Raw genomic sequence first — 13706 nt, forward strand, 5'->3', positions numbered from 1 at the left:
GGGTATATGGATAGTAAGTTGTACTTTAAAGAAGTAGCTAACCAATGGGATAATATGAGAGAAGAATTCTTTACCGAAGAAGTTAGAGATAAAGCATATGAAGTTGCAGAAGTAAAAAATGGTGAGCTTGCAGCAGATATAGGGGCTGGAACTGGGTTTATCACAGAAGGCTTGCTAAAGAAGGGACTAAAGGTTATAGCAGTAGACAGGTCAGAAGAAATGCTGGAAGAGATTAAGAAAAAGTTTAATTCTTTTGGAGACGTTGAATGCCGTCAGGGAGAAGCTGAAAAACTACCAGTTGAAAGTGAAGCAGTTGACTATGCCATGGCAAATATGTTTTTACATCATGTAGAAGAACCTCTAGCAACAATAAAAGAGATGGTAAGAATAATTAGACCAGGTGGAAAGTTAGTAGTCACTGATTTAGACGAACATAAATTTGACTTCTTAGTAACTGAACAGCACGATAGATGGATGGGGTTTGATCGCAAAGCTATAGAAAATTGGTTCATAGAAGCAGGATTAAAAAATGTTTTTGTGGATTGTGTTGGAGGAAATTGCTGTGCTGCTTCAAGCTGTGGCTGCGAAAAAGCTAGTATAAGTATTTTTGTGGCTTATGGTGAAAAGTAAAGTATATATAATTTATATAATTACTATGCTTAAAAAACTATATTTTAGCATTTTCAGAACTTATTCTAAAGCTTAAGTATGCTTTGAAATGTAAGTTGTGCTCTTAGTAAATTTATTTAAGAAGGAGTATTAAAATGGAATATGAAATAGATGAAATGCAACCATCAGATTGGGAGCAAGTGAAGGAAATATATTTAGAAGGTATAAGGACAGGAATAGCTACATTTCAAAGCGGAGTGCCTACTTATGAAGAATGGGATAAAGCACATCATAAATTTTGTAGGTTAGTGGCTCGTCTTAACAATGAAGTGTTAGGCTGGGTAGCTATAAGTCCAACTTCTAGCAGGCCATGCTATTCTGGAGTTGCAGAACTGAGTATTTACATTAGTGAAAGCAGCAGAGGAAGTGGACTCGGAACTGCTTTATTGATGGAGGCAGTAAAACAGTCTGAAGAAAATGGCATTTGGACACTACATTCTGGAATCATCAGAGATAATACTAAAAGTATAAGCCTCCATAAGAAATGTGGTTTTAGAGAAATTGGAGTAAGAGAAAACGTTGCTAAGATGCCAAGCGGAAAGTGGCATGATGTAATGCTTATGGAGAGGAGAAGCAAAGTTACAGGAATTGATTAAAATGGAAACACCCATGAAACAATTAATTTTACTTAATTTTTTCATGGGTGTTTTTGTGTGTTTGCTAGGCTTTTTATATTATAACCAAGATAATAGGATTTAAACATGTCAAAGAGCAAAAACTTACATCCATAATAAAAAAATAAGATATGTTTAATCTCTATACGTTACTTTAATAGAGCCTAACAGTAATACTTTGCCAATGTTTTCGGTATAACTTCTCATATCTATATTCTAGATTCGAGTTGTCAACAGGAAAAATTTATAGAACATATTGACGCTAGAACGTGTGTTCTTATATAATATTATTGATTAGAGTTTGAGGTGAGAAATATGATATTAAATAAGAGCATAGAAATGGTGGCAGCCTTTAATAAGGATGGAAAGGTTATACCAGTGAGATTTAGAGTGTTTTCAGAGGATGAAAGCTATACTGTTTTTACAGTAAACAAGATATTGAGAGTTGATGAAACAAAGAGTAATATGGAGAATGTAATTTTATTCAACTGCAAAAGCACAATTAACAATACAGAAAAAGATATAGAGCTTAAGTATATAAAAGATACCTGCATGTGGTTTCTAAATAAAATAAATGCATAGAACTATATATATTCTCATAAGGTAAAATAACCTGACATTAAATTCTTATTAGTGTCAGGTTATTTTATTATTTAGAAAACTAAAGATGAGCCACAGATAAAATTTTAGCTAAGTATATTAAGTAACCATCTTTTTTTATCATCTCTTTTATTTATCATAACTACTTATTTCCGTAATACTGACTAAGAGATACTCCGTTAGCTCCAAGAGGTATCTGATGATCAAGACCTATGAATTTTCCAGTGGAGGTTTGCCACAATGCTGGCTTTAATAGCGCATACTTAGCTTCATCCCAGGTCTTCCAGTCATAGCTTAATAGTCCGCCAGTATCTCCAGAGTTTGGATTTATACACCAGAAGGTATGATTTATATGCTTGCTAACAATATAATCTCTAAGAAGAGTCATCCACTTCTGATTCTTTCCTCCATCCATGATGCCTCCCCACTCACCAATTAGAAGTGGAGCAATTCCTTTGTCATTTATATATGCCCAACTGTTATACCAGTAATCATCTAGTAAGGTTTGGGTAGTGAAGTCTTTATCAAACCAACTTTGACTTGCAACTGAAGGACCATAATCATGTGGAGAATAAACTATTTGACTGTTTAAGGCACCAACATTTATAGGATAGTCCTTTACTCCTCTTAGGTTTCCTCCCCACCAAGCACCATACCAAGGAGATTGCTCAGCACTAGCCCCCCAAATATCTGGGGTATTGTAAGTATAACCTTTTTCAGTCTTTGGGTATTGCTCAATTCCTTCTATCATAATTAGAACCTTAGGATTTGCAGCTAGTACAGCTTTTGAGCATTTCTCAGCGGCATACTTCCAATTGTTTTCATCAGTGGAGTTGTCCCATTTAGCTATATCTGTAGGTGCAGTTGCACTGTAGCCTCTTTTGCCGTGAGGTTCATTTTTAAGATCAAAAGCAAGAATTGTATCATCATTTTTATATTTATTTGCAAGCCAAGCTAATGTGTCTATCCATTTATCTGTAGTTATTTCACCAGCGGTAGTTGTAGTCTTTCCATACCAAAGAGGATAGTTTTGCCCTGAATTGTTTGAATCTGGGCTATGGACATCTACCATAACCTTAATACCTAACTGCTTACAGTAGGTCATTATTATGTCAAATATCTCCATGCTGTTTTTAACACCCTTGGTAGTTGGATCGTAAAAATCGGGATTGCACACATAATATGGAGGATTATTCGCAGCAGTAACACTAGACACAGGGTTAGGTTTTCCAATCATCCAGCTGTAGAGTAGCTCAGAAGAAATTGGTACTCTCAAGAATCCGATACCTCTGTTAGCAATGTTGGTCAAGGTATCCTTAACATCATACCAAGCACCATGGAATACGTTTTCTGTACAGTTAAAACCAAACCAATTGGCGCCAGTAAGCCAAACCTCATGGCCATTGGCATCATAAATCTTGTTACCAACACAATGAAGCCAGTCGTCATTATTGTTGTCAGCAGCTTTTACTTTTTGCACATTACTAAAGGAGCAGGTTGTTACAATTGTTGAAACAACAGCGATTAGAGAAATGAACTTTTTCAATCTTTTCATTAAACTTTTCCCCCTTAAATAAATTTTAATTAGGCTTTATTAAAATATCGTGTTGAAATTAAGTGGTCAGTCATCCGATGCATCTCCTTATTAACCACTTAATTTCAACAATACTCCTGATTAAAGCCTTTAATTAAACTCTTTATATAAAATGATGGATTTATACAAAAAATGCTTATAATATTTGGAATTAATTACATATTAACACCGCTAGTATAAAATTGCAACATTAATAAGTAAAATTTTTACAAAAAGATTTTTAAGAATATACAATTAAAAATGGAAGTGATATATAAGGCCACTATGTCTATAAGTACACTTTTTAATATGACTTTAAGAAGTAAAGATTTTAAAGGTAGAAGTAAAGTTATTATATATATTTAACGTTTTCAATGCATTAAAATTAGCTTGTGAAAACGTTTTGTAGAGGGATGAGGTGGTAATTTGTGAGTGAGATTTTTTTAAGGATGGAAAACATACACAAAAAATTTCCTGGAGTTTATGCTTTAAAGGGAATAAACCTAGAGGTTAGAAAGGGGGAGGTTCATGGTCTTTTAGGAGAAAATGGAGCAGGTAAATCTACACTGATGAAGGTATTAGGTGGAGTACATGGACAAGACGAAGGAAAAATTTATGTTGAGGATAATGATTGTGGTTTCATCACTCCAAGTAAGGCAGCAGAGCTTGGAATTGGATTTGTACATCAGGAATTAAACCTGTCAGAAGCTTTAACAGTAGCTGAAAATGTGTTTATGGGCAGATTGCCTTACAAGAACAAGGCTCTTGGGATTGTGAATTATAAAAAACTATATTCAGATACAGAGCTTATATTAGAGAGATTAGGCATTAATATAAAGGCAACAGATCTTGTTTCAGATTTGGAGACCGCAAAAAAGCAGATGGTAGAAATAGCTAAAGCTATAAGCTTAAATGCTAAGATAATCATCTTTGATGAGCCCACTACATCACTTTCTAATAAAGATGTTACTAGCTTATTTAATGTTATTAATCATTTAAAGAGTCAAGGGGTATCTGCTATCTACATATCACATAGATTGAAGGAAATCTTTGATATTTGTGATAGAGTAACTGTGCTTAGAGATGGTACTTATATAGGGAGTGCTGAGGTGAAGGACATAAGTCAAGATGAGCTGATAAACATGATGGTTGGTAGATCCTTAAGTAATCTATTTCCAAAAGAGATTTTCCCTCAAGGGCCTGTAGTTCTAGAGACTAAGGACTTATGCGATACTACTGGGAGAATAAAGAACATTAGCATAAAGGCTAGAAAAGGTGAAATCTTAGGGTTTGCTGGTTTAGTAGGTTCTGGACGTACAGAAGTTATGAGGCTGATCTTTGGAGCGGATAAGATTGGAAAAGGACACGTTAAGATAAATGGTAAGCTTGTAAAGCTAAAGTCACCGGAAGATGCTATTAGGCATGGTGTATGTTTGCTTACTGAGGATAGAAAAAAGCAAGGCTTATCTCTAGTTATGAGTGTAAATGATAACATCAATATTACCAATTTAAAAAGCTTTTTATTAAATCATAAGGCATTAAGACAGACCGGAGAGAAATTTAGAGAAGCGCTACTTATAAAGACTTCAAATCTTGATGCTCTGGCTGGAACTCTTTCTGGTGGAAATCAACAGAAAATAGTACTAGCTAAGTGGCTAAATACTAATTCAGAAATATTTATTTTTGATGAGCCTACTAAGGGGATAGATGTAGGTGCTAAAGCTGAAATATATCATATAATGAATGATTTAGTTAGAAAAGGTAAGGTAGTAATAATGATATCCTCGGAGCTTCCAGAATTATTAGGTATGTCAGATAGAATTTATGTAATGTGTGAAGGAAAAGTTACTGGTGAACTTAACAGAGAAGAAGCTAGTCAAGAAAAAATCATGGCATTAGCTACAGTTGGAGGTGCTAATTAAATATGGATCAAAAAGTTAGTTCAAAATCAAATTTATTAACAAAGAAATCATCCAATTTGAATGCAAGAGAATTACTTCTAAAATACTCTATTTACTTAGTTTTAGTTGTGTTAATCATAGCCTTTTCAGGCATTAGTCCCAAGTTCTTAAGTACTGCAAACATTGGAAACTTTTTAAGACAAATACCTACAGTTGGCATAATAACTGTGGCAATAACCATGGTGTTAATAACTGGAGGTGTAGATCTTTCTATTGGTGCAATCGCAGCATTTTCTGGTACTGCCGCAGCCTATCTGTCACTACAGGGATTAAATCCAGTAATTGTTATTATACTTTCCTTAGCTATAGGTGGCTTATGGGGATTGTTCAATGGATTTCTTATAACCAAGTTTAAACTGGAGCCTTTTATTTTAACTATGGGTACAAGCTACTTGATAAGAGGTTTAATATTATTCTTCACAAACGGAATTTATATTAAAGGTGTACCAGATTGGTTTTATAGCCTTGCAAACACAACGGTTGGAGCTAGAATAGTACATTCTAATACAGTTATCTTTATAATCCTAGCAGTGATTATGGCTTTTGTAATGAAGAATACTAGATTTGGCCGATATAGTTATGCCGTTGGATCAAATAAAGAAGCGGCTAGATTGTCAGGTATAAATGTGGATAAGCACTTTATAAAGGTATATGTAATTGAAGGTATCTTTGCAGCTCTTGCAGGTTTGTTGCTTATGTCAAGCTTAAATGTAGGCGCTCCAAGTGAAGCAGATGGTATAGATTTATTTGCAATGGCAGCAGCAATCATTGGAGGTGCTCAGTTTGGAGGCGGTATTGGTACTATAGGTGGAGCAATGGTTGGTATACTAACTATTCAGGTGTTCCAAAATGGGCTTGCTATCTTAGGTGTTAATACCTTTATACAAAAGGCTGTAACTGGAGCTATTATAGTGGTTGCGGTAATTATAGACTTTTACAGAAAAAGAAGTACCTTTAAGGCAAAAGGATAGTAACTTACAAATCCTTTAAGCTAAGCTATTAATTTATTTGGCTAAGTTAGCCATTTATTTAAATAATTAAGAATTATATGAGGGGGAAATTATAATGAAAAAGAAAGTTATTGCTGTGGTTGCAGCGCTATTAGTTACCGGAAGTGTATTGGCAGGATGTGGACAAAAGGATAAAGCTTCTTCAGCTTCAGCAGGAAAAGGAAAGACACTTTATTTTGTTCCGATAGTAGATACAGGAGCATATTGGTCACCAATGAAGAAGGCTGCTCAAGATGAAGCGAAAGCTTTGGGGTATGAGTTGGTTTTTAAAACTTCACCTTCCAATGAACCACAAAAAAATGAAAAGCATTTAGGTTTCGTAGATGAAGCCATACAAAATAGTGCAGCAGGTATTGCTGTAGCTCCAATGGATCCAGATATGTTTGATAAGAAAATCAAAGAAGTAAAGGATGCTAATATACCAGTAGTAACCTTTGATGCTGATGTTAAGACTAAAGGTAATAGAACTTCTTATGTTGGTACAGATAACAAATTAGCTGGAGAAGAATTAGGAAAGCAAGGGGCTCAATACCTCAAAGATAAAGGCATTAAAAGCGGTAAGATAGCTATGGCTGCAGTAAATTTGACTCAAACTACTATGACATATAGACAAGCAGGCATTAAGTCTGGTTTTGAAAAGATTATGGGAGATGACGCTAAGAGCTTTACCTGGTTAGAACCAATTCAAGACAATGATCAAGCTGCAGAGTCAAAAAAGCAGCTAGAAGGACAGATAACTGCTAATCAGGATATGGTTGCGGTGTTCTCTTTAGGTTCTGAAGGTCCTGATACTGGAGTTATGGAAGCTATCAAATCACAGAATAAAGCTGGTAAAATATATCACTTTGGATTTGATTATACTCCAACTTGGGAAAATGGTATATCTACTGGCTTAATAACAGGAATAGTAGACCAAGACTCTTATTCTATCGGAAAGACTGTAATTGATGTGTTAGATAAGAAGATAAAGGGAGAAAAGGTTGACGAAAATTACCCTGTATCAGTTAAATGGGTACCAGCAGACAAAATTGTTGACTATGGTAAAGAGAAGCAAAAACAGTTCACCACAGAAACAAAATAATATAACTATATTTATCATTTAGATTTTGTTAAAATACCCTGTTGAAATTCAGTGGTCAATCATATGATATTTTGATGAATTTTGGATAATTGCATGCTCATATAGCATATATCTCATAACTACTGAATTTCAGCAATATTATTAAACATAGCCAATATATAGACTAGATAAAATAAAATCAATAGTTGTACAATTAAGTACAGGAGATATGAAAAGGAGGTTTTAATATGAATAAAATAAGTAATCCTATTCTTAAAGGATTCAACCCAGACCCATCAGTATGTAGATGTGGGGAGGACTATTATATAGCTACTTCGACCTTTGAATGGTTTCCGGGGGTGCAGATACATCATTCTAAGGATTTAAAAAATTGGAATTTGATAAAAAGACCTTTGGATAGATTGAGCCAGTTAAACATGAGTGGAGATCCTGATTCTGGTGGTATCTGGGCACCGTGCCTATCATACTATGATAATAAGTTTTGGCTAATATATACTGATGTTAAGCAGTTATCAGGAATATGGAAGGACTCACTAAATTACTTAGTTACTAGTGATAGCATAACTGGACAGTGGAGTGAGCCTATTTTTCTAAATAGTTCTGGGTTTGACCCATCATTATTTCACGATGATGACGGAAGGAAATACTTACTCAATATGGTTTGGGATCATAGAGAAGGAAATCATCAATTTTATGGTATAGTCCTTCAAGAGTATAGTGTAGAAGAGAAAAAACTAATAGGGAAACCTAAGCTTATATTTAAAGGTACAGAAATTAAGCTTACTGAAGGGCCACATATCTATAAGATAAATGGATATTATTACTTGATGGTAGCAGAAGGCGGCACTAAGTATGAACATGCAGTAACAATTGCTAGATCGAAAAATATTGATGGACCATATGAATTACATCCAGAAAATCCAATTTTAACTTCCTGGAATTCTCCAACTAACCCTTTGCAAAAGGCTGGCCATGCTTCTTTAGTTCATACTCACAGCGATGAATGGTACTTGGCTCACCTAGTAGGAAGGCCTTTAACAGAAAGAGGCTGCTGTCCTTTGGGAAGAGAAACAGCCATTGAAAAAATTGAATGGCAAGATGGATGGCCATATGTATCTAACGGAAGAGAACCTTCTTTATATGTAGAGGCACCTAGAATAGAAGAAGTTAAATGGGAACCTAATTATCCTATAAGGGATGATTTTGATGAGGAAGAACTAAATATTAATTTTCAAACTTTGAGAGTTCCGTTAGACCAGTTTGTAATGACCTTAAAAGAAAGAAAAGGCTATCTAAGACTAAGAGGGAAGCAGTCTTTAACCTCGAAATTCCTCCAAGCACATGTAGCTAGAAGATGGCAAAGCTTCAATTTTGATGCTATAACTGGGTTGCAATTTAATCCATCAAGTTTTCAGCAAATGGCTGGTCTTGTATGCTATTACAACACTGAAAACTGGGTATATATAAATATCACAATGGATGAAGAACTTGGAAAGGTAATTAATTTAATAGAATGTGACAACTTTAAATTTTCTGAACCATTAAAACAGGATAAGATAGTGGTACCTCAGAATGTGGAAACAGTTCATTTTAAAGTAGAGGTTAGACGGGAAAAGTATAGATTCTTATATTCCTTTGATGAAAAGCACTGGACAGATATTCCAATATATTTTGATTCTAACAAGTTGTCAGATGACTATATTAGAGGCGAAGGCTTCTTTACTGGTGCTTTTGTTGGAATGTGTTGTCAAGATGCTACTGGACAGAATCTTGAAGCAGATTTTGACTACTTTACTTATAAAGAAATTTATTGATAATAGACGTGGCAGGGAATTTTTACTAAAATCCTTGCCATTATCTGCTTTATTGAAACATGAGATTTTTGTTAATTAAGTGTAGCAATTCGAAAATATAAATTTTAATATGAAGTGATATATCTGTAATATGGTATTATTTATATAGGAAAATAAAAAATTATCCTAGAGGTGATGTATGAGAAAGTTACTTTCAGTTTTCTTGATATTTATATTTACAAGTATCTTTATAGGTTGTGATAAGGAAAAAGTAAACGATTTAAATAAGACTCAAAAGATTACTTTGAAATTATGGCATATCTGGGCTCAAAAATCTCAGGATAATAACTCGATTATTATCGAAGATGTAATAAATAAATGGAACAAAGATAACCCTAAGGTACAAATAGAAGTTGAGAGTGTGGAAAGTGAAAAATATAAGACAAAGTTAAAAACAGCATCAGCTACTAATGAGCTACCAGATATTTTTTATTCTTGGGGTGGAGGCTTTTCTGAACCTATGATTGATTCTGGAAGAGTTCTGGCGCTTAATAAGTTTTTAGATAAGGATATCACAAATCAACTTAATGAAAATATGCTAGACAATGTTACCTATAAGAATAAAGTTTATGGGTTACCACTAACTTTTTCTGTTGGTACCTTTTATTTAAATGAAGAATTATTTAAGAAAGCTAATATAAAAATACCTAACGATTATGATGAACTTCTAGAGGCAGTTAACGCTTTTAGAAATGATGGAATTACGCCATTGTTAGTAGGTGAACAGGACAAATGGACAGGCATGTTATATTACGATATTCTAGCCCTAAGAGAAGGTGGTATGGAAGGTTGTAAAAAAGCTTTATCCAGCGGTGATACTAACAATTTATATTTAAAAGCTGCACAGAGATTAAAGCAGTTAGTTGACCTTGGAGCTTTTGATGAATTTAGCTTAAAGGCGATGAGGGATGAATCAGAGCTACTGTTTAAGCAAGGAAAAGTACCTATGTATTATACTGGAAATTGGCTTGCAGGTGAAATACAGGCTGATAACTCTCCAATCAAAGATAAAGTAATAGTCAAGACATTTCCATTGATGAACAAAAGTGCAGAAGGAGAAGATGATTTTCTTGGAGGTCCAGCAGATTTTTTAATGGTAAACAGTGAAACTAAATACAAGGAACAGGCTGTAAAGGCATTGGAATATCTATGTAAGACTATTTCAGATAGGTACTATGAGTTTGGATCGGGCTTACCTGCTTGGAAATATACTGGTGATGAAACCAATGTAAATAAGCTTTCAAAACAACTAAGAAACCTTACTGCAAGTGGAAAATACCTTCTATACTGGGATATCTATTTAGGAGAGGAGAAAGGCAATAAACATAAGGAACTTGTCTATAAGTTATTTCAAAAAAAGATAAGTCCCGAGCAATTTGCCAATGAGATGAAAAACTTGGAGGAAAAACATTAAGATTATGAGAGATAAGTCAATTAGGTTTAGCTTTGGTTTCATATTAGATAATATAAAGAGTAAATATTTAAATTCAAAGATAAGTTTAAAAATAGCTATATATTTTTCAATACTTTTTATAGTTGCTATTTTTGCTCTTACTTTTATTTATGAACATATAAATAGAACTTATAACACTGAGAAATTAAAGCAAAGTTCCTTCGAAGCTCTAGATACAACTGAAGCAAGTACAAATTTAATAATTGATAATGTTTCGAATGCATCGAAAATGATAGTGTCTAGTGATGATATTCAGAATAACTTGAAAAACATAGATATACAAAGCGATTTAGAGACACAGTATAATCTAAATAAATACCTAACCCAGTTCACTAATTTTAATCCTAATATAGCCTCTATTTATATATTAGATAACTACAATAATAAGTATTATTCTGAAAATAATACCTTTAAAACCTTTAGTGTGGATGATATAAACAATATGAAGTGGTATAAGGAGGTATTAGACAAGCATGGAGGCTTTGTATTAAAGCTAAATGGGGGAGGTTTATTTCACAATAAAGAAGGAAGTTACGAATCCTATGTATCCTTTATAAGAATAATTAACGACATCAATACTCAAGAAAAGATTGGAGTTCTCATAATTAATATAAATGAAAAAGCCTTTTATGATTCTATAGTAAGCGTAAGTAATAAGTATGGTACGAAATTAATTATTGAAGATGAGAATAACAACATAATAACTAAGCCTGATATTGATGGACAAGTATTGCATGAGGCAGAAAAAGAGAAGGTTTATGCAGAAAATAAGGGGTTTGTTATTAAAAGATTAAAAAATAAAGACTATATTATATCAAGCATAAAGATGTCTAATAACAATTGGAATCTGGTTAGTGTAAGTGAGTATAGTCAACTGAGAGAGCAATCTAACTATGTGAAATACTTTGTTATATTATTTATAGTTATAAATATACTTTTAATTGCCTTTGGGGCACTGGGAATATCCAGAATGATTACTAAGCCTTTAAGAAAACTACATTCATCCATGAAGGCAGTTAAGGATGGAGAGTTCAACACTGTGGACATAGAAACCTATAATGATGAAGTTGGAGCGGTTAAGGACGTATATAATTTAATGGTTTTTCATATTAAGTTTCTTTTAAATAAAATCAGAGACGATGAGAAGTTTAAAAGAAAGGCAGAGCTAGATGTGCTAATGTCACAAATAAAACCTCATTTTTTATATAATACTTTCGATACCATAAGTTCATTAGCTCTATCTGGAGAGAATAGAAATGTATATGAAGTTATAAAGGCATTAGGTACATTTTATAGAACAAGTTTAAGTAATGGCAAGGATATCATCACCATCGATGAAGAAATAAAAACCATTAAAAGTTATTTGATGATCCAAAAAGTAAGATATAGAGATAAATTTGAAGTGATATATGATTTGGATCCAAGCTGTAGTGAATTTAAGATAATAAAATTAGTTTTGCAGCCTTTAGTTGAAAATGCAATTTATCATGGGTTAAGAAACAAAAAAGAGCAGGGAATTATTAAAATTTCTAGTAAATTGAAACTAGATTTTATTCAATTATCGGTAGAAGATAATGGCTGTGGCATTGATGCAGAAAAATTAAAAGATGTTTTGGAAAGTTCATCTTCTGGTATTGGAGTTAGAGCTACCAGAGAAAGGCTAAAAGTTTTCTATGGAGATGAATGTAGCTTTTCTATCACCAGTGAAAAAAATATTGGTACTAATATAGTTATAACTTTACCTCAGAAGGAAGTGGAGTAATAGTATGAATGATATATTAAAGTTAATCACAGTGGATGATGAATATTTGATTAGAAATCTTATTAAAAACTGTATTTCTTGGGAGGAAATCGGAATAGATATAATCGGTGAGGCATCAAATGCAGAAGAAGCAATAAATTTGATTGAGAATAATACTCCAGATATAATTCTGACAGATATCTGTATGCCTTCTACAGATGGATTGGACATGAGTAGATATATTCTAGAAAGATATAATAAGGTTAGAGTTGTTGTAATTACAGGTTACGATGAGTTTGAGTATGCAAAGCGTGCAATAAAAGTGGGGGTAAGTGATTTTATCCTTAAACCGATAAATGATGACGAGCTAAAAAGTACTATATTGAAACTAAAAAATACTATATTGAGTGAGAGAATTAAAGAAAGGGATTATAATCAAATTAAGGATCGAATAAGCACTTTCGGGTCCATTGTTGATTTAAAAGAAAATTATAACTGTGAAGACAAATCTCTAAATATAGAAGAAATAAAAAAGTTTATACTTAAAAATATTTCAAATGATGAGCTTTCTTTAAAGTTAGTATCAGAATTTTTTTATGTAAATTCTAGTTATCTAAGTAGAATTTTTAAGACGAAAACAGGTATGAATTTTTCCGAATATATAATAAGTGTAAAGATGAAAATTGCTATGGATATGCTGAAAAATTCAGATTTAAAATCCTCTGAGATTGGTAGAAAAATAGGTATACATGATCCAAATTATTTTAGTACTTGTTTTAAAAAATATACGGGCTTTTCAATAAAGGAATATAAAAAACTGATTCTATAGGAATCAGTTTTTTGTTCTCTAGGGAAATTAATTTTAGATAAAATGGTATATGGATATGTTAGTAATATTTAAAAGAGTATATTTTTTCGACTGAAACCGATTATATTTTTGTTGATGAAACTCTCTTTTTTAACTGTTATATAACTAATTTAAAAAAATATCCAATAATAGTTGACATTAAGAAGATTATGGATTAATATTAATTCATACAAAACAGATAAGAAATATAGGTTTTAAACGATGAAGAGAAGAGTAATTTAAGAGTATTCTGAAGAGAGAAACCTCCTTGGCTGGAAGAGGTTTTAGAGGAAGCTTAGAAGAA

10 protein-coding genes and 1 pseudogene are annotated in these 13706 nt (G+C 32.9%); 10 read left to right on the forward strand and 1 reads right to left on the reverse strand.

The window, feature by feature from the left end:
• Positions 1-6 precede the first annotated feature (6 nt).
• The 3 genes from GXK57_RS07365 to GXK57_RS07375 all read left to right on the forward strand — a co-directional run bounded on the left by GXK57_RS07365 (position 7) and on the right by GXK57_RS07375 (position 1865).
• A complete protein-coding gene (locus tag GXK57_RS07365) occupies positions 7-630 on the forward strand; it encodes a class I SAM-dependent methyltransferase (RefSeq protein ID WP_160673742.1) in 624 nt (207 codons plus the stop codon).
• Between the two features lie 134 nt (positions 631-764).
• Complete coding sequence (locus GXK57_RS07370; protein ID WP_160673745.1) at positions 765-1265, forward strand: GNAT family N-acetyltransferase; 501 nt, start codon at positions 765-767, stop codon at positions 1263-1265.
• A gap of 333 nt (positions 1266-1598) precedes the next feature.
• On the forward strand, positions 1599-1865 hold the full coding sequence (locus GXK57_RS07375; RefSeq protein ID WP_160673748.1) for a hypothetical protein: 267 nt from the start codon (positions 1599-1601) through the stop codon (positions 1863-1865).
• Positions 1866-2034: 169 nt separating this feature from the next.
• Here GXK57_RS07375 and GXK57_RS07380 read toward each other — a convergent pair.
• Positions 2035-3438, reverse strand: a pseudogene (locus tag GXK57_RS07380) (glycoside hydrolase family 5 protein); the annotation flags it as partial.
• Between the two features lie 446 nt (positions 3439-3884).
• Between GXK57_RS07380 and GXK57_RS07385 the strand changes: the two are divergent.
• From GXK57_RS07385 to GXK57_RS07415, 7 genes are all read left to right on the forward strand, one after another.
• The gene (locus GXK57_RS07385) at positions 3885-5378 is read left to right on the forward strand and encodes a sugar ABC transporter ATP-binding protein (RefSeq protein WP_160673754.1); all 1494 of its coding nucleotides are present in this window, start codon (positions 3885-3887) and stop codon (positions 5376-5378) included.
• A gap of 2 nt (positions 5379-5380) precedes the next feature.
• Positions 5381-6388, forward strand: a complete 1008-nt coding sequence (locus tag GXK57_RS07390; protein ID WP_160673757.1) for an ABC transporter permease — start codon at positions 5381-5383, stop codon at positions 6386-6388.
• A gap of 94 nt (positions 6389-6482) precedes the next feature.
• Positions 6483-7508: a sugar ABC transporter substrate-binding protein gene (locus tag GXK57_RS07395; RefSeq protein WP_160673760.1), complete on the forward strand. Its 1026-nt coding sequence runs from the start codon at positions 6483-6485 to the stop codon at positions 7506-7508.
• 227 nt (positions 7509-7735) lie between these two features.
• Positions 7736-9322 carry a glycoside hydrolase family 43 protein gene (locus tag GXK57_RS07400; RefSeq protein ID WP_160673763.1) on the forward strand — a complete coding sequence of 529 codons (1587 nt, stop codon included), beginning with the start codon at positions 7736-7738 and terminating at the stop codon, positions 9320-9322.
• A gap of 178 nt (positions 9323-9500) precedes the next feature.
• Positions 9501-10775, forward strand: a complete 1275-nt coding sequence (locus GXK57_RS07405; RefSeq protein WP_160673765.1) for an extracellular solute-binding protein — start codon at positions 9501-9503, stop codon at positions 10773-10775.
• Positions 10776-10779: 4 nt separating this feature from the next.
• Positions 10780-12576, forward strand: coding sequence for a sensor histidine kinase (locus tag GXK57_RS07410; RefSeq protein ID WP_160673768.1), 1797 nt, complete (start codon positions 10780-10782; stop codon positions 12574-12576).
• A gap of 4 nt (positions 12577-12580) precedes the next feature.
• A complete protein-coding gene (locus GXK57_RS07415) occupies positions 12581-13384 on the forward strand; it encodes a response regulator (protein WP_160673771.1) in 804 nt (267 codons plus the stop codon).
• Positions 13385-13706: the final 322 nt, after the last annotated feature.

It is taken from the genome of Clostridium sp. C8-1-8, from assembly GCF_009928445.1.
In the GTDB taxonomy this organism is placed as follows: Bacteria; Bacillota; Clostridia; order Clostridiales; family Clostridiaceae; genus Clostridium_AR.